The 21,021-nt window shown below is 62.3% G+C and carries 14 protein-coding genes and 1 pseudogene; 9 read left to right on the top strand and 6 right to left on the bottom strand.

Features of this window, described 5'->3' with window-relative positions:
* Positions 1 to 29 precede the first annotated feature (29 nt).
* Positions 30 to 917, bottom strand: a complete 888-nt coding sequence (locus WM40_RS07615; protein ID WP_024901336.1) for a LysR family transcriptional regulator — start codon at positions 915 to 917, stop codon at positions 30 to 32.
* 562 nt (positions 918 to 1,479) lie between these two features.
* Here WM40_RS07615 and WM40_RS07620 point away from each other — a divergent pair.
* From WM40_RS07620 to WM40_RS07640, 4 genes and pseudogenes are all read left to right on the top strand, one after another.
* Positions 1,480 to 1,866, top strand: a pseudogene (locus WM40_RS07620) (transposase); the annotation flags it as partial.
* A 517-nt stretch (positions 1,867 to 2,383) separates the two neighbouring features.
* Positions 2,384 to 2,911 (top strand): hypothetical protein, encoded by a 528-nt coding sequence (locus tag WM40_RS07630; protein ID WP_157685748.1) that lies wholly within the window; start codon positions 2,384 to 2,386, stop codon positions 2,909 to 2,911.
* 120 nt (positions 2,912 to 3,031) lie between these two features.
* Positions 3,032 to 3,823: a YdcF family protein gene (locus WM40_RS07635; protein WP_024901340.1), complete on the top strand. Its 792-nt coding sequence runs from the start codon at positions 3,032 to 3,034 to the stop codon at positions 3,821 to 3,823.
* A 114-nt stretch (positions 3,824 to 3,937) separates the two neighbouring features.
* Complete coding sequence (locus WM40_RS07640; protein ID WP_024901341.1) at positions 3,938 to 4,204, top strand: hypothetical protein; 267 nt, start codon at positions 3,938 to 3,940, stop codon at positions 4,202 to 4,204.
* Positions 4,205 to 4,405: 201 nt separating this feature from the next.
* Here WM40_RS07640 and bamC read toward each other — a convergent pair whose 3' ends face one another.
* Together bamC and WM40_RS07650 are read right to left on the bottom strand one after the other, a co-directional pair.
* On the bottom strand, positions 4,406 to 5,590 hold the full coding sequence (gene bamC / locus WM40_RS07645; RefSeq protein ID WP_157685749.1) for an outer membrane protein assembly factor BamC: 1,185 nt from the start codon (positions 5,588 to 5,590) through the stop codon (positions 4,406 to 4,408).
* A 210-nt stretch (positions 5,591 to 5,800) separates the two neighbouring features.
* A complete protein-coding gene (locus WM40_RS07650) occupies positions 5,801 to 6,295 on the bottom strand; it encodes a hypothetical protein (protein ID WP_236693425.1) in 495 nt (164 codons plus the stop codon).
* A gap of 619 nt (positions 6,296 to 6,914) precedes the next feature.
* Here WM40_RS07650 and WM40_RS07655 point away from each other — a divergent pair.
* Positions 6,915 to 8,216 carry an EAL domain-containing protein gene (locus WM40_RS07655; RefSeq protein ID WP_046152649.1) on the top strand — a complete coding sequence of 434 codons (1,302 nt, stop codon included), beginning with the start codon at positions 6,915 to 6,917 and terminating at the stop codon, positions 8,214 to 8,216.
* 2 nt (positions 8,217 to 8,218) lie between these two features.
* Here the strand turns inward: WM40_RS07655 and WM40_RS07660 are convergent, their stop codons facing one another.
* The gene (locus WM40_RS07660; protein WP_024901346.1) at positions 8,219 to 8,800 is read right to left on the bottom strand and encodes a hypothetical protein; all 582 of its coding nucleotides are present in this window, start codon (positions 8,798 to 8,800) and stop codon (positions 8,219 to 8,221) included.
* 255 nt (positions 8,801 to 9,055) lie between these two features.
* On the opposite strand from WM40_RS07660, the gene WM40_RS07665 reads away from it, so the two are divergent.
* The gene (locus WM40_RS07665) at positions 9,056 to 9,211 is read left to right on the top strand and encodes a DUF3309 family protein (protein ID WP_036006573.1); all 156 of its coding nucleotides are present in this window, start codon (positions 9,056 to 9,058) and stop codon (positions 9,209 to 9,211) included.
* Here the strand turns inward: WM40_RS07665 and WM40_RS07670 are convergent.
* Positions 9,208 to 10,509, bottom strand: coding sequence for a DNA topoisomerase IB (locus tag WM40_RS07670; protein ID WP_413783799.1), 1,302 nt, complete (start codon positions 10,507 to 10,509; stop codon positions 9,208 to 9,210). The two genes, WM40_RS07665 and WM40_RS07670, sit on opposite strands and share 4 nt — an antisense overlap.
* Positions 10,510 to 10,977: 468 nt before the next feature.
* On the bottom strand, positions 10,978 to 11,112 hold the full coding sequence (locus WM40_RS32050) for a hypothetical protein (RefSeq protein WP_260843684.1): 135 nt from the start codon (positions 11,110 to 11,112) through the stop codon (positions 10,978 to 10,980).
* A gap of 489 nt (positions 11,113 to 11,601) precedes the next feature.
* Between WM40_RS32050 and glgA the strand changes: the two genes are divergently transcribed.
* The 3 genes from glgA (at position 11,602) to treS (ending at position 21,002) form a co-directional block, all read left to right on the top strand.
* Positions 11,602 to 13,227, top strand: a complete 1,626-nt coding sequence (glgA, locus tag WM40_RS07675) for a glycogen synthase GlgA (protein ID WP_082102523.1) — start codon at positions 11,602 to 11,604, stop codon at positions 13,225 to 13,227.
* A 234-nt stretch (positions 13,228 to 13,461) separates the two neighbouring features.
* Positions 13,462 to 17,529, top strand: coding sequence for a maltotransferase domain-containing protein (locus tag WM40_RS30820; protein ID WP_169786165.1), 4,068 nt, complete (start codon positions 13,462 to 13,464; stop codon positions 17,527 to 17,529).
* Positions 17,526 to 21,002, top strand: coding sequence for a maltose alpha-D-glucosyltransferase (gene treS / locus WM40_RS07685; RefSeq protein WP_051504095.1), 3,477 nt, complete (start codon positions 17,526 to 17,528; stop codon positions 21,000 to 21,002). Before WM40_RS30820 ends, treS begins: the two co-directional genes overlap by 4 nt.
* Positions 21,003 to 21,021: the final 19 nt, after the last annotated feature.

Below are 21,021 nucleotides of genomic sequence, written 5' to 3' on the forward strand. Positions count from 1 at the left end.
AGGCCCGTGCTGCACGGGAGAGGTCCCCGCTACGACGTCTGGACGTCACCCACCAGCGCCCAGACAGCATCGGCCGCTGGAGATAGCGAGCGGCCGCGGCGGCGAACCCGCGCGACAGTGCGCTCACCACGCGGCGTCAGCGGACGGACGACCAGCGAGCCCTCGGCTGGCAGCGGCAACGACAAGGAAGGCAATACGCTGACGCCCACGCCTGCCTCGACCAGACCAAAAACGGTGGTCGAGTGCGCGAGTTCCTGCACCACTATCGGCGCAACGCCGTGGTAGTGCATCAGCCGCTCGATCACCGGCCGACTGCCCGACTGGTGATCGAGCAAGACGAGCCGCATCCGCTCCAGCGCGCGCCAGTGCACCTCCGGAAACGCCGCGAGCGGATGATCGGCCCGGCAGATAAGAACGAACGGATCACGCGACACCGTCTCGACAACCAGGTCATCCGCATCCAGCGGACCGATCACCACGCCGAAGTCGGCTTCACCCGATCGGACCTTCGTCAATACGTCACGCTGAACATCGTCGCGCAAGACCAGGGTCACATAGGGATAACGTGCCTCGCAGGCAGCCACGCAAGGTGGCATCATCCTGGCGGAAACAGTGGGACTTGCGCATACGACCACCCGCCCCCGACGCTGCTCCCCGATATCCTTGATCTCGCGCAGCGCGCCATCCAGGTCGGCGAGAAGCCGACCGACGCTCGCCTGCAAATTGGCGCCCGCGGCAGTCAACCGCACCTCGCGCGTGGTGCGGTCGATCAGGCGAAGGCCCAGCTCCGTCTCCAGTTCGCGCATCCCGCGACTGACGGCGGACTGCGTTAAGCCGATCTCGTCGCCCGCACGACTGAAACTGCCGTGCCGCGCGACGGCAATGAACACCCGAAGCTGACGCAGCGTGACATTCATGTTTTTTTCGGATTCAAAAACTTTATTGATGAGCGATAGTAATGCAAGTTTCCTGGCATTCGATCACCGCGTCATGCGGCCGCATGAAACATTACGTTGCCGGCGCCACCATGACCGCCAAGCGGCGTCGGCCTGTGTGACCAGACACCTTTTTTTCAAGCGACGTCAATCACGCCGCGGCGTGTGCTCGCCATGAGGGTCAGGACTATCCTTGGTGCAATATCAGCGGATTCCTACGCACGGCTTCGGTGCATGCACGAGATTGGGGATTAATCAACTAGTCACATCACCAATATCTTGAAATACCCTTTCACAATTAAAATTTTTTAAGATCAGTGATTTAGCAAGGTAAGCGAGCGCTCCCATGTCACATGGCACGACTGATGCTTTATAGCTCGCAGAAGCAGTCCGGTCCTGGTAACTCGGGGACGATGGTGGCAAAAGTTACCATCGAAAAAGCGACAAAGGCGTTAGGCCGGACGACACGGGGGCGCGCGTGACACACTTGAACGCGGCGCCAAACGACAACGGTTTACCCGAATGCGTTTTATTGAGGTGAAACATGCTGTTTGACGACCTGAAAGATCACGAGTGGGAACTTGTCGAAATGCTGTTCAACGATGAGCCGAAACGCAGCGAGCGGCGTGGTCGGCCGCGTGTTGAACCACGTGCTGTCGTGAACGCTGTTTTGTGGGTGTTGAGCACTGGCGAAGGCTGGTCGAAACTGCCAGGCCGCTACCCGTCGCCGCCGACCTGCCGCCGCCGTTTCGACGAATGGCAAGCAGACGGCACGCTGGCCGAAATGGTAAAGCTGCTGGCCTGTTCGGGTCGCAGTGTGTCGCTGCGTGGCCGCGCCGGTTCGATGGCGGCGAAGCCGCCCGCACCGCCGAGCCGTGATCGTCTGCGCGGCGCGTTCTGGACCAACCCCGAATCATGGCGCGCGCCCGTGAAGATGGTTTGAGCATCCCCTCATCGTCCATCGTTACCAGGCTGACAGACCACCCCCCCGGCAAATCCCTCGAGCGGCATCTGCCTGGCGTGGTTGCTTCCGGGCTCTGACCGTGAGGGTGATGGCATGCCGCCCGCTTGACACCATCGCCGTCCACCTCTGCCCGCACTCATAGCGCACCGATCGCGCTATCCAGGGCACATCGATACAATTCCTCACGAAGCTTTACAGCACTGCACAACTGGCGCTCATATAGTGTAACCATCGATACGCGTGAACGCGCTGGATCGAAGGCCCACACGGATTTACGCTGAACCTTCGGTTCATCTCCTTCACCTGCTCCGCGTCCTGACGGAATGCGGTCACCGCCAGGCGGCCATTTCTTGTCATCATGCGCGGCGGCGTCGTTCAATCGGCTGGTGCCGAACGATGCGTGTCGCCTCGCCTCGCCCCGGTGCCCAGCGTTGCTGACTCACCATATCCCAGGCATGGCGCGGAACATAACAAGGAGGGGATGATGTTTACACCTCGCCAGACGCATTCAGCGGCATCCGCCGGACCATCCACGTCGCATGCGACGCCCGTGATCCGCGACGGCCACCTGCGCGCGACCGTCCGTGCGACGTCGGCACTCCCGCTTGGCATGGCGGTACGCAATGCCCTGCCGAGTGCCGAGGCATGGTCCCGATTCGCGCATTCGGCATCCGTGACGGGTGTCATGGTCGGCATCGCCGTCGGTTTGTGGGCCGCGCCGACGCTCGCGCATTGGCAAGCCGATACAACCCTTCGCTCCGCGACGTTGACGACCTCGGCCCCGGCATCGGCGGCGCGCGCGACTGAATATCATACCAATCATGCCACGGCGCGTTGGATGCATGTCGCCGATCACGATGCATCGGCGGCGTCGCCGTCCCAGGCCGCGCATAACGCCCCCCCCACGGCTGGCCCTGACCGCACGTTTGCCATTCCGCGGGGCGATCTGCGAAAGGATATCTCGGACGCAAATCGTGCCGCCGGCCCTCGAACGACGTTTAGCGGCCATTAACACGGCATCGTTACAGTGGCCGCGTAGGGGTCGCACGAATGACGAATAGGGACCTCGCACCGTGGCCTTCCGCACGGCGCTTACAGTACAATCGCGGCCGATAACCCGTTCGGCCTTTCCATGATCGTTTTCCAACTGGCCGCGCTGCCGCTCGTCGCGGTGCTGCTCATTTTTGTATGCATACCGCGCTGGCGGCGCGGGCGCTTGGGCACCGCGGCGTGGCTGCGACCGGCGTTCGCCGCTGCCGTTCTCTGCGTGTGGGTGAATGCCTGCGGCTGGTTGCAGCCCCTCTATAATCGGATCCTCGATACGCACGGCTTCACGTGCATGCCAGGATCGACGGGCCACGCCCTCGCGCCCTTCGCACCCGGATCCCATCCGGTGTTCATCGTGCTCGGCGGCGGCACCGACTTCACCGGCCCCCATCGTACGCTGCGACCGAAAGGCGATTCGATCGAAAAGATCGCGATGGCGGGAGCCTGCTATGCGCGCGCCAAAGCCGATGGCGCACACCCGCGTGTGATCGTCACGGGCGGCAATCCGCAACGCCATCCAATGGCGGAAGGCGATGTCTATGCGCCGGACCTGCTGTCGTTAGGGATTTCCGCCGCGGACCTGTCTGTCGAGAATCGCAGTTGGAATACCTACCAGAATGCGGAATTCGTCGCACCAATGGTGAGAAAAGCCGATCCGGATGCGTTGTACCTGATTACCACTGCCTTGCACATGCATCGGAGCCTTCTCAATTTCGCGCGCTTCGATATGTCGCCCACGCCAATCACGCCTCCATGGCACGCCACCCGGATGACCCTTTGGCCGTCGTTGGACAGCCTCGCATTATCCGCCACGGCGCTGCATGAAATCATCGGCACCGTGGTATTTCATCTTTACCGCGCCATTGGCAAGTACTGAAGGCGGCGGATATGCCATGCATGGCCCCGTGCGCGGCATCGCGGTTTCCCCCGCAAGCAACGCGCTGAGCGATAATGCGGCCATGCCGTCAACAGACAGACCGAGGAGAACATCCTGACTAATATCGAACTTGAAATCGAGTGGACCGAACTCGCGTTGAAAAAAATCCAGCGGTTAATGGGTGTGAAGAACGGCCCAAATGCCGATGCGCCACTGCTGGCGCTTCCGCCCATCGAATGCCTGCCAATGGAAGGAGATGTTCTGTTTTTGGGACCCAAGGGAAACCAGGAGCCGTTTATCGTCGTCGAGCGGCAATATCACCATGAAGATGGCGATGGTGGCGACTGGCGCATCGTGCTGATCCTGGATCTGCCGGAATAACCCTGGCCGCATGCGGCGTGCATTCGTCGAACGAACCGAGCGTTGCAAACACCATGGCCCCTGACACGAGATCCGTGTCAGGGGCCATTTCGTTCTATCACGGCGGGCTTACCCGACCTGACTTGGCATCGCCGACCTCACGTGATGAGGACACGATCGCCGTACGCGTTCACAACGACACGACGGCATGAAAACACGCGCCTACATGTCGCCGACAACTAGATGCATGATCCGCTGCGCCAGTGGCGTTGAGACCACCTGACCGTTATTGTCGACGATGGCGACACGGGTCTGGGTTTCCGTCAACGCCTTCACATTGATGTGATACGTCGTGGCCACTTTCTCCTTCTTGCCGTGGAACACCTGGTTCCAGAAACCTTGCGCCGCCGTTCCCAGGTCATTCGGATCGGCATAACGGATCTCGTACAGACCACGCGACTTGTCACGCGTATCAACAGTGAAGTTACCGCGATCCAGTGCACGGCCAACACGGGCCCAGGCGTGATCGTAGTCCTCGCTCAGATCCAGCGCACCGTCCGGTGCCGGAGATGCCCCCGCGGGCAACATCGGCGTCGCATTCGGCTGCGGCCGATCCTCCATGATCGGCGAGGGCGGCGGCGCCGTTTTCTTTGCCGCGTTCGCCTTCGCCTGGGCTACGGCCTCCGGTCCGACAGCCGGTGTACTCGGACCTTGCGCCAATGCCCGTTGCAGCCGGCCCAGATATTCGGCTTCCAGGCCCGGATCATTCGGACGGCTTTGCCACTGCGTCGAATCATTGGCTGAGCCAGTCAGCACTTCGTGCAGGCCTTGCTGGCTGATGAAAACATAGGTCGTTCCGTTCGGGCCGGCCTGCAAGCGCGTCCGGTAGCGATTACGCTCGGCGCTGACATAGGAATTATCCACCGCCATCGACAGCGTATCGCGGATCAGCCCTTGATTCAGCGCCGCGCGGCTTTGTTGCCAGTCCGTCTGCATGATGCCGCGCGATTCGCTGTCCTCGGTCAGGAAGAAACCCTGCTCCTGCCAGAACACACGCAGACGCGACCACAGTTGATCGCGTGAAAAACGCGAACCCGATACGACCAGCCAACGTTGACTGCCGTCAACCTGCAATGCCAGGCCGGGCGTCGGCGGCAATACGGTTGTCGGGGTGGCTGGCGTGCCCGTGCTGGTCTGGTAACCGGTCACCGAAGCGTCACCGTCAACGGGCGCATCGGCGCGCGTGCGCGGCTCCATCATCAAGTCGGGTGGTGCGGCCAGCGACGGCGCCGTCGATTTCTTCGACGGTGCCAGCAGACTGCGACTGGTCTTATAGTCGATGGCCTGCGGGTCAGGCGAGCTGCACGCCCCCAGATAGCCGGCGGCGATGACAGCGGCGCCCGCCACGAGCACGCCCTTTCGGCGCGGCGTACGACAGCGACGACGTACCTTCAATGGTGGCGGGAGACGGCGGGAACGGCTGGGAAGACACTGACTGACGTTTCATGGAATCCTTTTGCTGGCGCCACGGCCTGTTTCCGCGGGATCAGCGGGGCATTTTACCGCTGTCGCCCCCGTCAGTGCCAAAAACTTGGCGAAACGGACCACGATTCGGCCTTAAATCGCGTTACCAGAGGTTTCATCGGTGCGTCGATAGGCCGAATCCGGCGACGTTCCCGCTTTCGCCTCGCCCGACGGTGCCGCCACGGCGGCCGCGCGTGCAGGGTCGAGCGTCGCGTCGAAGATCGGGTCCAACGGCACGATCCGCGTCCGCGGCCCCTGTTGCGAGCCGCCGGCGAGATCGACGTCATAGCGAAGACAGTACGTGGCCAGCCAGCCGACCGACGCATTGAATCGGGCATAGCCGAGCAAGTCGTCACGGAAGAACGCGCCCAGGCCTTCGGAGGACAAGGCAAGGAAAGCATTCAGCGGCGCATCGAATCGGGCCGCGTGATTACGGGGCGCGGTCAACAGCAGCCCCGGAACATCGTTGATCATCCGGGGTCCGGCAAAGCGAAGCATCGGCCATCCCATCAGCAGCAGGCCGCCGAGATCGGGCGCCCACTCGTCCAGAAACCGTACGGCGTCGCGCCGCCCTTTGTATCGTTCCATGGTTCGCCTCCACGTCTGCTTCTGTCCACGCTGTCCCGCCGATGACTCCCAGTGTGCATTGCCGCGCGCCAATAGTGGACTGTCAAGCGATTGCATGCTCGACGCACCGTGCCGACGCACCGGGATACGACATCGATGCACCAGTTCGAGACGTCTTTCGACGATGCGTCCCCCGCGCGCGGGGACGGCGGCTCGACACCAGCGCGGCCATGCACCGGCGCCGCCGCGCGCCACCGGCACAAATGACGGATAAATAGCGAATGAATCGGAAGAAAGTACGTTTGATGCGGGGCGCCGGGCCAGTCAATCGGCAATATGCGCCGCACAAACGCCTGTAAGCCTCGCACGCGCACAAAGCTTGCTTTATCATCTGCAACCGGCGAATGCCCGATGATGTGGCGCCAAGCGCGACGACGGATGATGCCGTTGCGATCGACCCGATTCTCGCGCCACCGCGCCACGCCGAACACGTTCCCCTCCGTCCACCAGCGGGCCACCAGGGGATGACATGACCGAGTCGCGCAGTGCGCGCGATGCCCCGGCGGGCATTACCTCGGACCACCCGACGAACGACGCGCCGACACCCCAACCGGATGCCGGCGCGCAGGATCCGCACGACATGTACGAAGGACACGACAGCGCCCTGATCGATGATGCCCCGCTGCCCCCGCGCCCGCATATCGATGACGATGGCCGGCGACGGACCGTACGCTATGGCAACTTGACGTTGTTCAGCGCATTCGAGCCCATTTTCAGCGTGTCGCATATGCGCGCCGCGGGCTACGAAGCCAAGTTGCGGGCGCACGATGAGCTGAACCAGAGCGTGTCACCGCTCTCGGTTTTCAGCCAGGCCGCCCGGTTAGGCGACTTGCTTGAACTAGACCGCCTGAGCCAATCACTGCACCTGGCAAATTTCAAAGGGCTGCGGCAAGACCATGGCTGGCTATTTCTCAACATCCATCCCGCGGCCATCGCCGACTTCCGGCATGGTGCCGCCCTGATCGAGGAACTGCGTCGGCTCGAGATCTCACCGCAACGTATCGTGTTGCAGGTGTTGGAGCAGCCGAATACCGATCCGCGCCGCGTATTGGAAGCGGTCCAGCTTTTTCGCCGGCACGGTTTCCTGATCGCGCTCGACGATTTCGGCGCAGGCCACTCGAACATCGATCGCGTCTGGAAAGTACAGCCCGATATCGTCAAGCTGGATCGCAGCATGTTGTTCCAGGCGACGCAACAGGCGCATGTCGCGAGGATCTTGCCCGGCCTCGTCTCCTTGCTGCACGAGTCGGGGCGGCTGGTGCTGGTGGAAGGTATCGCCAGCGAACAGGAGGCCTTGATCGCGATTGAAGCCAATGTCGATTTCGTCCAGGGACATTATTTTGCCCGCCCGAGTGTCAGCCCGGCGGATGCCGCCGCCAGCTATCAATGCTTCGATACGCTGATCGATCACTATCGCGCTCGGGTGGAAGCGCGCGAACGCGATGACACAGCCGAACTGGCGCCCTATGTCAACGCGGTAGCGGCCGCGGCCAGGATTCTGGCCAATGGCGACCCGATCGAACGGGCCTGCGACGCCTTCCTTCAATTGCCGGACGCGGCCCGATGCTTCGTGCTGGACGAGCGCGGCCGCCAGTGCGGGGACAACCTGTTGCCGCCAAGGCCGCTGCGTCCCCGCGCGCGCCGCTTCATGCCGTTGATGAATTCTGAAGGAGCGCGGTGGGATCGCCGGCCGTATTTCCGCCGGGCAATCGCCGACTCGGGCGAAGTGCAGGCGACTCGCCCCTACCTGTCGATCAATGAAGCGCACCTTTGCGTCACGCTCTCGGTAGCTTATCGGGGCGCGGACGGCATGCGCGTGTTGTGCGCCGACGTCGACTGGACGCGGCATGACCGCTCCACCTATGCGCCGCGCGGGATCTAGGTCTACATCAAACCTCGAACCACGACATCCGTACCCGCGTCGTTCCCGGCGCGCCCACCGGTGCGCTCGGCCATCAAGACAGGTGCCAACTGCCACGCCAGCGTCTCCTGGGATACCGCCACGACCCGGGTCCCTTTACCAAACAGCCATTGCGCATCGTTCCGTGTCTCTATCCGCGCCGCGATTTCCGGAGTAATCACGATGACGCCCCGACAGACGCGACGCCAGGCGGCCTGATGGCGCGCGACCCAGGCGGCATAAGGTCGCCACGCCGCCGCGGCCTCCGATCCGGCGGCAGACATGCCGCCGGATCGGAGGCCGCCATGGAGCAGCAGAACAAACGGATCGCCCTTCTTCACTAGCGTGGACATCGCTCCCGCCCACCGGAAAGCATCGCCATCACGCGCGGCGCCAGGGACCCAATGGACCAGGGGCGCCACAGCAACGGACAGGGATGGCAAGCCTTTTCGGCGCCCTCGGCGCCGTCCCCGCGTGCCGCGTGTAGGCACTGAGGTCGTCGTCACGGCCCCACTCATGCCTTGCAGCAGTTGCAGGACAGGGCCGGCACGTAGGTCTTCCACCATGATCGATCTCGCAAAACATCAGGGAAAGCACGATCTTAATTGATAACGATTCTTATTATCAATTAAATTTGACTATCGTCTGGACGAACTGACAGCACAATCCCGCCGCTGATCGGGCACGCGTATTGCTCAACTGGCAGGCTGGCGTCGATCATGTGCAGCGACAATGGATCAAGCGTCGTCGCATGAGGGTTGCGTTCAGCGGTGTGCAAAACGACCACAAAAGAATCACAACTACACGACAAGGAGCGCGCCATGTTGGGCACCATACTTCTGATTGTTCTTATCCTGCTGCTGCTCGGCGCCATTCCTACCTGGCCGCATAGCCGGTCCTGGGGCTATCGTCCTTCTGGCTTCGTTGGGATCATCGTCATCATTGTGGTCATACTGGTCCTGACAGGACACATCTAGGCAGAAACGGCGCAGCCCACAGGCTGCGCCAAAAGAAAACAGGCAAACGCGCGCTCGTCGCGTCTCAGCAGGCGGCGCTGTCCTGGCGTCAGAGCCCGCCCCGGGTCTTCCGATGCCGGCACCCGCGCTACGCAACCCAATACTCCGGACTCGAATGCTTCCACCACGGCCGGGTGGATATAGCATGTGCGGCACACCGCGGGCGTATTGCCGAGACGCGCCGCGATTTCCCGAATCACCGCCACCAACCGGCGGTGCCGTTCGGTCTTGCTGATGCCACCATCCGATGGGTCAGCCAGCGGCTCCGCAGCCTGCAGCGCCGCCAGCGCAAGCACGCTTGCGGCCCATGTCCGATAATCCTTTGCCGTGAAATCGCCACCGCTTGCCCTGCGCAGGTAATCGTTGATAGCCGTTGAGTCCACGCCATGTCGCATACCTTGCGCATCGCGATATTGAAACAGATCATGTCCCGGCAAGGCCATGCAGCGGCGGATAATGCGAGCGATCTTCGGGTCCTCGACCGGCACGTCGTGTTCGACGCCACTCTTTCCACGAAATTGAAAACGCAACGTGCCTGCCGCCGTCGCGACATGGCGATGGCGAAGCGTTGTCAAACCATAGGATTTATTCTCGCGCGCGTAATCGGCATTGCCTACTCTTATCAATGTACTGTCCAGCAACCAGATCACCGTCGCCAATACCTTTTCTCGCGGCAGTCCTGGCAGGGCCAGATCGCGCCGGATGCAGTGCCGGATACGCGGCAGCGCTTCCCCAAATGCCTGCGTCCGGTGATATTTCGTGGCGTCCCGCGTGACGCGCCACTGCGCATGATATCGATACTGCTTTCGCCCACGTGCGTCACGACCATGTGCCTGAAGGTGGCCATTTGCATCCGGACAAATCCATACTGATTGATACGCTGGTGGAATCGCCAGCGCACGGATTCGCGCAATCACCACAGGGTCGCGAATCGTCTGGCCAGTCAGATCGAGATACTGGAACGCCTTGCCGCGACGACGACGAGTGAATCCAGGGCGTTGGCCATCGGCATATACGAGGCCACCCGCCAGATCGTCCCCGGCAGCATAAACAGCAGTGCCGCTCTCGTTGTCGACTGACCGCGGGGTGAGCAATGCCTGGCGCGTCCCTGGTGACGCGCTTTCTCGCGATCGCACCGGAGTAGCGGTGCCCTGTGTGTTCAAATGTTTCAACGCGCGGGCATCGGTTGCTACCTCGCGCTGCCCCCTCTTGGCGGCAGGCTGCCGCGCCTTCCCCGTACGATGTACTTGCCTTTGCACAGTGCCTCTCCCATCAATCCCGGCCAACCCCGGCTTGCGGCCGCAGGACCACGCGCCGTCGTCTAGTCATTTGATTCTCTGCAGGTCATGGATCTATACGCCTTGCGCAAAACACCCCTCTTGCTCGGCCCCCCCGCTTCCCCAAAAGCGCTATTGAAGGCCCGCTGTAACTGCATGTAAAAGCCGTGCGCCGGATGTCACTTTTACCGCGCGGTGCCACACCACATTTCGCGAACGACCATGCGGTTATGCCGACGATGTCGCGGCAAACGCGTCACCTCGATTGCTCCCTTCACACGGACATTCGTCACAAAACGCGGAGCAATTGTCGTTCCCCGTGCCGCCTGGGCGATCTGAACAAAACGTTACGAAATAGCGGAAACTGTCTCGCCGCAGACACACTTCGCGCCGCAACGGTGCGTGGCAAAAAAACGGGGAGACGCCGACAGCACGGGATTGGCACCGATTTCAGGCGTTCGCCGCAAAAGCGAGCCACATTCCGGTGCGTGTATCCGTCAAGAAAGCATTGGCCGGCATCGCGTCGCCGATTTCATCTATCGGCGTCAGTGCCAAGTCCCGCATGCCTTGCCGCGTTTCGGGCATCCATTTGACCGAACGGATGTGCCCGAAAAACAGATAAAAACGCGCGGGAAATCCGTGCGCCTAGCACTGGCACAGCCATTGCTTATATAGGCATGAACCCTGCATGAACTTAGGCGTTGTGGGTTAGTCACTTGGGCTGGATGCGATGGATCGACCGGACAGGATCGTCACATAAGGCGACCGGATGAGACGCAATTCGCGGTCCATCGCGCAGCGCCAAGCGAATGTCAAAACGATGCCTGCAGCGACAAGACCGGTCAACATCGTTGGCCTCATGAGGTGACTTCCATATGGACGGTCACTGTAAAACGCAGTGGACACCGCATTTCCAGCAGCCTCACCGACATGAATTTGCATTGCCAATGATTCACGCCGCGATGTAACGGCGCCGACGCAGTGTGTAGTGATTTTTTTTAATGATGCCGATCGCACTGGTCGATCAGTCAAAGTTTGACCGGCATCGCGGACCTTTCGCCCCCGGAGTCTATCTTGTCCCTTCACGTCCTTTTGGTTGCCTCCGAAGCCCTGCCGCTTGCCAAGACCGGCGGGTTGGGCGATATGCTCAGTGCGTATGCTTCCGCGTTGCAGGAAGGCGGCGTGGCGACGACGATCATGCTGCCCGGCTATCCGGAAGCATTGGGAAAAACCCACGCGCTGCACGCGATTGCCACGCTCGATGACCTTCCTGGCGGAAGCGCGACCTTGATGAGCGGCACGATGCCGGACAGCGGCATTCCCGTCCTATTGGTCAAGTGCGACGCGCTCTATGCACGCGATGGCCTATACCAGGATGCAAGCGGTGCTGACTTCGATGACAACGCGATCCGCTTCGCGACCTTGAGCGCTGCGGCAGTACGGGTGGCGCAAGGCATAGCAGGCGTGCAAAAGGTCGATGTCGTTCATGCGCACGATTGGCATACGGGGCTGACGCCGATGCTGATGAAGCTTGCCGGTCTGAGCACACCTTCGGTGTTCACGATCCATAATCTGGCGTTCCAGGGCAACTATGCAATGGATCTCGCGCCGCGACTTGGCATCCCGGCCGAGCTGCTGGTGTGCAATCAGGATGCGCCCGGCATCGAGTTCTACGGGCAATTGAGTTTCATGAAGGCGGCCATCCGGTACGCCGATCGGATTACCACGGTCAGCGAGACGTATGCGCGTGAAATCACCACGCCACGCTTTGGCCATCTGATGGAAGGGGTTCTTCAAGCCGAGGCGCACAAGCTGGTCGGCATCATGAACGGCATCGATGTGGACGCCTGGGACCCTGCGCAGGACCCGATGATTCCGCGTCATTTTTCGCTAGACGAGATGCGCGGCAAACACGCTTGCAAGCGCGAGCTGCAACACGCTTTCGGGCTGCCGTCCGATCCGTTCGTGCCGGTGATCGCCATGGGTAGTCGCCTGACCGGGCAAAAAATGGCCGATCTGGCATTGGAGACAATCCCCGCCCTGATGGACGCTTATCCACGTTTGCAGGTTATCGTCCTCGGCAAGGGGGAAGGCCGCATCGAACTGGGCATGGCCCGCTTGGCCCAACGCTTTCCCGATCGCGTCGCCGTGCATATCGGCTTCGATGAACGACGTGCGCACTTGCTGCATGCCGGCGCGGACATGTTGTTGCATGGCAGCCGCTTCGAGCCGTGTGGCCTCACGCCGATGTATTCGATGCGTTATGGCACATTGCCGATCGCCTCGCGTGTGGGCGGTCTGGCGGACAGCATCATCGATGCGAGCGACGACCCGTTGCACGGCACCGGGTTCCTGTTCGACGGAGAGACCGTGGAAGCGATGACAGCTGCCGCGTGCCGCGCGGTGGATGCCTATATGCGTCCACAAGCCTGGCGTGAACTGCAGCGGCACGCAATGCTGAGCGATTTCCGCTGGCAGGCGCCAGCGGCACGTTACACCGCACTGTATGCTGTATTGAGTGGCAAACGCGCGGTTCGTGCGAACGTTGCGAAAGTCCGCGCCGCCGTGCGTCGTCGCCAGGCGGCAAACGATCGTGCGCCGGAACGCAACGTGGCAACGGCCGCATCGCAAGCGGGCACCATCGTCGCCAACAGTGACATCGGGGCGGATATCGCAACGCAGGAACAATTATTGGCATGACACGTCAATTGCACTAGGCAGTACGGATGCTTGCGGCACGATCAGACGTGCCGGGCATCGTTTTAAAACCGGTCCACACGCGTGCCCGGTATCCTGCCCGAACACGGGCACGGCGCCAGCGGGACCATCAGGGACCAGGCGCCGGATGCGGCGCCATTCATGCGTGCTCCCTTGGGCCGGTCAGATCGTCCAGCGTGTCGGACGTGGCCTAATAAAAAAGGAGACACGCAGCAGATGGATTCTGATACCCGACTTCCCACCGATCACACTGTCTCACCCACTTCAGCAGGTGAGGCGCCTCCCCCGCTCCCGCACGGCAACCATGCCGCGGCTTCCCGCACCGTCTTGTTCGCGCCGCGCATCTACTATGTACAGCCGTCCTTACTTGGGCCGCTGCATGAAGTCAAGGACACGTTGAGCGAGGAGTGGGAGCGCACGCTCACGCGTGCCGCGGCGATGGGCTTCGATCACCTGCTGATCGCCCCGCCCTTCCTGCCCGGCCGCGCGAACGATTGCTTCATCACGGCCGATCACCATCGCTTGTGCAGATCCCTATTGCCAGGCGCCGCGGATCGTCACGCCGCCGATGGCGGGGATGCGCCGGACGGCAAGACGGTCGTGCCGAGCGATGTGAAGGAACCGGACGCGCTCGACTGGCTTGCCGCGCTCGCGAAGGCCAGCCAGGCACACGGGCTGACGCTGTTGCTCGACGTCGTCATCGACCGCATTGGCAATGATGCGGGTCTATACCGCGACCACCCCGACTGGTTTCATCCGCCGGGCGCGCATCATGGCCGGATCGACCCGCGCCACGACCCTCGGGCGGACCTGATCGCCCATGCGAACTTCGGCCACCCGGATACACAGTCGCCTCTGATCGATTGGTGGATTCGGCAGTTGCGCCGCTATGCGAAGGCGGGCGTCGCCGGTTTCCGGTTCGACGGTATCAATGGTATCGCGCCCCACGTGTGGCGCCGGCTCGCCGCCGGCGTACGCGAGGTCTATCCGGCGCAACGGTTCCTGGCCTGGACGCCTGGCGCCACGCGCGATGCCCTCCGCGACCTGGAAAGCGCAGCGTTCGATGGCGTGTTCTCATCGGTACGTTGGTGGGATGCACGCGCCGACTGGCTTGCCGACGAAGTGCAGGCACTGGCGCGCATCGCACCGCCCATCGCTTTTCCTGAAACCCCATTCGGGCCACGCTTGGTATCGGACCTGCCGACGCTGGCGTCCCCGGCAGACCATGCGGCGATCACCCGGGCCTATCAACGCTCGCTGCAGATTGCCGCGCTAACCGGGACCGGATGGCTGATGCCGATGGGTTTCGAATTCGGTGTCGACCGTCCCCTGACGCGCACGCCGCTGACCGGTGCCCGCTCGGATTTCAAAGAGGCGACGCGCGATGGCGAGCAACGCACGGGGGGCGCGCATGTTGGACCGCGCATCGACGTACGCGAAGCCATCACCGCGTTGAATGCCTATTGCAAACCCCGGAAATCGGGTAGCGCGAAGCCACGTGGCGCGGCACCAACCGGATTGAACGCCATCGGCGCCGACATCGGGCCCATCCTGCGAAGCCGCTGTGCGCTGACGCCGCTGACAGGCCCGGATGCCAGCGCCACCGCGTTGCTGCGCACCGATTGCATCGATCCGCGTCGCGCGCGGGATGCGATCCTCATGTTGGTCAATCCGGACCTGTACCGGCCCGCGCTTGCCGACCTGCAACGTTGGCGCGATGGAATGCCCGGTGGCTTCACCCACTACGAGACGCTGCCACTCCTGCGCGCGTCGACATCTGCCGGCGGTGACGACGCCAACGCTGCTCCGGCGCTGCCCTCGCCGCCGGCGGACGTAGTCACGCTGGCGCCTGCCGAAGTGCGCTTGCTGCACGCAACGCGACCTGACGCCGTTGTCCTGAAACCGGATGAAGGTGCGCCAAAAACCGGCGGCACGAAGAAAGCGGCACGCCCCTCCGCCAGCGACCGCAAAGCGGCCCTCGACGCGATCCAGGTGCCGCGCATCGCCATCGAGAACGTCACGCCGAACGTCGACGACGGCCGCTTTGCTGCAAAGCGCGTGGTGGGCGAACCGGTCACGATCGAAGCCGACGCGTTCATCGACGGGCACGATCATCTTGCCGCTGTCGTGCTATGGCGCGAAGCGGACTGGGCGACCGCCGCCGTCGACGGCCCCCCCGCCACCAACGACGGCTGGCGCGAGATTCCGATGCATGCAAGCGGCAACGACCGCTGGCACGCCACGCTGCCGTTGCGGCGCCTGGGAACGTACGAATTTACGATCGAGGCGTGGCGCGATACGTTTGATACCCTCGTCGACCATATCCAGAAGAAGCGTGCCGCCGCGCAGGACGTGACCCTTGAACTGGAAGAAGCCGCCCAGTTTTTCACGCGCATCCTTCGGGAGAGCGGCGGCGACGCCCCCAAGGCGGCCAAGGACGCCAAGACCAGTGCCCTGCTGGCGAAGGAAGGCAAGACAGAGGTCGTGGCCGTGGACGACACGAAGCCCGCGAAGCGCGCCAAGGCCGACAAGTCCGGCGACACCCCCGCCAAGCCCAAGTCGAGCGCCGCCAGCAGTGTCGGCGCCAGTACGACGGCGGCCCTGCCGACGTCAGGCACGGCCGGCGGCAACGCGCGGCTTGCGCATCGCAGTGATGCGCTTCGCACGATTGCAGCGGCTTACCAGGATGCCAACGCGGCAAGGCGGCTGGATATCGTCCTCTCGACAAAAACCGCCGCGGCCGTGCGCGCTACCGGACACCGCGACTTCCGCGTACGTCACCCTCGGACGCTGACGATTCAAGCCGAACGGCGCGCGGCACGCTTTGCCTCATGGTATGAGTTGTTTCCGCGTTCGGCCTCCGGCGACATGCAACGCCATGGCACGTTCATCGATGTCATCGCCCGGCTGCCGGCCATTCGGGCAATGGGCTTCGACGTGCTGTATTTTCCGCCAATACATCCAATCGGCCGGGCCAATCGCAAGGGCCCCAACAATACGCTGAACGCCGGCCCCGACGATGTCGGCAGCCCGTATGCCATCGGTGCGGAATCCGGGGGGCATACGGCGATCCACCCGGAGCTGGGCACGCTCGACGACTTCCGCACGCTGCTGCATGCCGCACGCGAGCACGGTCTCGAACTCGCCCTCGATTTCGCGATCCAATGCTCGCCCGACCACCCCTGGCTCAAGCATCATCCCGATTGGTTCGCATGGCGTCCGGACGGCTCTTTGCGGTACGCGGAGAATCCGCCGAAAAAGTACCAGGACATCGTCAACCCTGATTTCTATGCCGACGCATCGATGCCGGACCTCTGGCTCGAACTGCGCGACGCGGTACTGTTCTGGGTACGCGAGGGCGTGGATATCTTCCGCGTGGACAATCCGCATACCAAACCCTTTCCTTTCTGGGAATGGATGATCGCCGAGGTGCGCCGACGTCACCCGCAAACACTGTTTCTCTCCGAGGCCTTCACGCGGCCCAAGGTAATGAACAGGCTTGCCAAGGTCGGCTTCTCGCAGTCGTACACGTATTTCACGTGGCGTGACACGAAGGACGACCTGACTGAGTATATGGAGACGCTGACGCAGACGGCGGTACGCGAATACTTCCGTCCGAACTTCTTCGTCAACACCCCGGACATCAATCCCCGATTTCTGCAACGCAGCGGCCGCGCCGGCTTCATGATCCGGGCAGCGTTGGCGGCGCTGTTGTCCGGCGTCTGGGGCGTCTATAGCGGCTTCGAATTGTGCGAAGCCGCGGCATTGCCAGACAGCGAGGAATATCTGGATTCCGAGAAGTACCAGATCCGCGCATGGGACTGGGAACGTCCCGGCAACATCATTAGTGAGATAGCGTTGCTGAACCGCATCCGTCGCGCGAACCCCGCGCTGCAGACACACCTCAACGTGACCTTCCTGCCGTCATCGAATCCGAACGTGCTGTTCTTCGAGAAAGCCACGCCGAACCGTGACAACGTACTGCTGATTGCCGTCAGCATGACGCCATGGGACATCCAGGAGTCGGCCGTCGAGATCCCGCTCTGGCGCTGGGGTCGGGGAGATGGTGACGTGCTCGACGCCCATGATCTGGTCAGCGGCGAACACTTCCAGATACAAGGCAAGCATCAAGTTGTCCGGCTCGATCCGCAAGTACTGCCCTTTGCGATTCGTCGCGTCAGCGCGCCGGGCTGGCAACCCCCGCTCTCGGCGCCGCCCGACACCGGCAGCAGCACTGACGCCGCACCCGGCGGCAGCACGCATCATGAAGGAGCGCACGGATGAAACATCAAAAAGTCGCGCTGTTGAAGGACGATCCGCTGTGGTACAAGGACGCGATCATTTACCAACTGCACGTGAAGTCATTCTTCGACGCCAACCACGACGGGATCGGTGACTTTCCGGGGTTGTTGTCCAAGCTCGATTACATTGCGGAATTAGGCGTGGACGCGATCTGGCTGCTGCCTTTCTATCCCTCTCCGCGCCGCGATGACGGCTATGACATCGCCGACTACCGCGGTGTCAATACCGATTACGGCACGCTTGCCGACTTCAAGCGCTTCATCGCCGAAGCACATGCACGCGGCCTGCGCGTGATCACCGAGTTGGTGATCAACCATACATCGGACCAACATCCCTGGTTCCAGCGCGCACGCCAGGCCAAGCCTGGGTCGAATCATCGCAACTACTACGTCTGGTCGGACGACGACAAGAAGTACGGTGAGACGCGCATCATCTTCAACGACACGGAAACGTCCAACTGGACTTACGATCCGGTTGCGCAGGCGTATTACTGGCATCGCTTCTATTCGCACCAGCCGGACCTGAACTTCGACAATCCGCGCGTGTTGCAGGAAGTGCTGTCCGTCATGAAGTTCTGGCTGGAGATGGGCGTTGACGGACTCCGCCTCGACGCGATTCCCTATTTGGTGGAACGCGAGGGAACCAACAACGAGAACCTCCCGGAAACGCATGTGATCCTGAAAAAGATCCGTGCATCGCTGGACGCCTCGTTCCCGAACAAGATGCTGCTGGCCGAAGCCAATCAATGGCCGGAAGATGTGCAGGAGTACTTTGGCGACAGCGACGAATGCCACATGGCATTCCATTTCCCGCTGATGCCACGCATCTACATGGCCATCGCCAGTGAAGACCGTTTTCCGATCACCGACATCATGCGGCAGACGCCGGATATCCCGGAAACCTGCCAATGGGCAATCTTCTTGCGCAATCACGACGAGCTGACGCTCGAGATGGTGACCGACAAGGAACGCGATTACCTGTGGAATACCTATGCAAGCGACCGGCGTGCGCGTATCAACATGGGCATCCGACGTCGGCTGGCGCCGCTGCTCGAACGTGACCGCCGACGTATCGAACTGATCAACTCGCTGCTGTTGTCGATGCCCGGTACACCCGTCATCTATTACGGCGACGAGATCGGCATGGGCGACAACATTCATCTGGGCGACCGCGACGGCGTGCGGACGCCCATGCAGTGGTCGTCCGACCGCAACGGTGGTTTCTCGCGCGCCGATCCGGAACAACTCGTCCTGCCACCGGTCATGGGGTCGCTCTATGGCTTTGACGCGGTGAATGTGGAATCGCAAAGCCGCGACCCGCATTCGCTGCTCAACTGGATGCGGCGCATGCTGGTCACCCGGCGCGCCCGTCAGGCTTTCGGCCGCGGCCGCATCCGTTTCCTGCGCCCGTCGAACCGGAAGGTCCTGGCGTATCTGCGCGAACTTGACGGTGAATCGCCGGTCTTGTGCGTGGCCAATCTCGGCCGCGCGCCGGAGGCCGTCGAACTCGACCTGTCCGAATTCGCTGGCAGCGTGCCGGTTGAAATGACCGCTGACTCTGCATTTCCACCTATCGGACAGTTGACCTATCTGTTGACGCTACCGCCCTACGGGTTCTATTGGTTCACGCTGTGCGCCGATGGCGTGCGGCCGTCCTGGAGCGTTGCGCCATCGGAGCAATTGCCGGAATTCGTCACCTTTGTCGTTCGCAAGGGCGTGCAATTGCCAAGCGCCACCGCGCAACAGCGGACGCTGGAAACGGAGGTACTGCCGACCTATCTCGGCATGCGACGCTGGTTTGCCGCGAAGGACGCCACACTGCGCGCGGTACGGCTGGCGTATTACTCACTGATGACGCCGGGCGTGGAGAACATCCTGCTGGCCGAAGTGGAAGCCGACCTGTCCGCCAGCGATGATGTCAGCGGCGCGGTAAGAACCGAACGCTACTTCCTGCCGCTCGCCGTCTCATGGGACAACTCGGCCACGGCGTCGCCGCTGCCGCAGCAACTCGCCCTTGCCCGCGTACGCAGCGGTCGCACCGTCGGTTACCTGACCGATGCATTCTCCTTGTCCGCGCTGCCGCACGCGATGATTCGCATGCTGCATGAGAAAGCGCGCGTGCAAACGCCGCAAGGCGAGGTGACCTTTCTGCCATCCGCCGCCTTGCAGCAGGTATTGCCTGCCGAGACCACGACGCAGACGGGAAATGACGCGCCCGAGATCCGCTGGCTTGCGGCGGAACAAAGCAACAGCTCGCTAGTGATCGGCGATGCCGCCGTATTGAAACTGGTGCGACGGGTCGTGCCGGGCATCCATCCCGAAGCGGAAATGACGCGATACCTGACCGAGCGTGCGTACGCGAATACCGCCGCGCTGCTTGGCGAAGTGGTGCGTACCGATGCCTCGGGCGAGCCTCATACCTTGGCGATCCTGCAAGGCTTTATCGAAAACCAGGGTGATGCCTGGCACTGGGTCCTGGACTATCTGCGTCGCGCCACCGACGATCTCGCGGTAGCCGTGACCGTCGGTCTGGACGACGCCACGGCCGGCAAGACCGCAAAACAGACAGGCAAGCAGCCCGACCCGGGCCAGTCGATTCGCGAGGAAGACTACGCGCAATCGATCGAAGGTTATGGCGCGATGGCCGCGACGATCGGCACGCGCCTGGGCGAATTGCATGTGATCCTGGCGGCCCCGAGCGACGATCCGGCGTTTTCGCCGGAAGTCGCGAGCGCAAGCGACGTCAAAGGCTGGATCAGCGAGACAGTGACGCAGCTCGATGATGCACTCGACACATTGTCGCGCCATGTCGATGCGCTCGATGACGATGCACGCGCGCTGGCGACTACCCTGCTTGCGCGCCGCAAGGACCTGGTCCGCGCGGTCAAGGACATCGTCGGCGACAAGCCGGTTGCATTGCGCACCCGGATTCACGGTGATTTCCACCTGGGCCAGATCCTGGTGGCGCAACTCGACGCCTATCTGATCGACTTCGAGGGCGAACCGGCGCGCAGCGTGGCTGATCGGCGCCGCAAGATGAGTCCCTATCGCGATGTGGCAGGCTTGCTGCGTTCACTGTCCTACGCCGGTGCTGCCGCCTTGACGGCAACGGCAAACGAGACGGCGCAACTGCCGTCGAACGACCGGCGCCGAATGTTGCTGGAAGCATTCAGTGCCCGCGCGCGCGATCGTTTTCTGGAAGCGTATCGCACGGCAATCGCAAGCGCCGCGCAACCTCTGGCGGACGCACGAACCGAAGCGGCATTGATCGATTTGTTCCTGGTGGAAAAGGCTGCCTACGAAATCCGCTATGAAGCAGCGAATCGTCCGACCTGGCTTGCCTTGCCGCTGCGTGGCCTCGCGGCGTTGGCCGCGCGACTGCTGGGCGACACCGACACCAATGCGGCATCCGATGTCGCAGGCGCGGAAAATCTCGATCGAGGCAGCGATGTTTAAAACCGATAACGATATCCGA

The organism is Robbsia andropogonis (genome assembly GCF_000970345.1).
In the GTDB taxonomy this organism is placed as follows: domain Bacteria; phylum Pseudomonadota; class Gammaproteobacteria; order Burkholderiales; family Burkholderiaceae; genus Robbsia; species Robbsia andropogonis.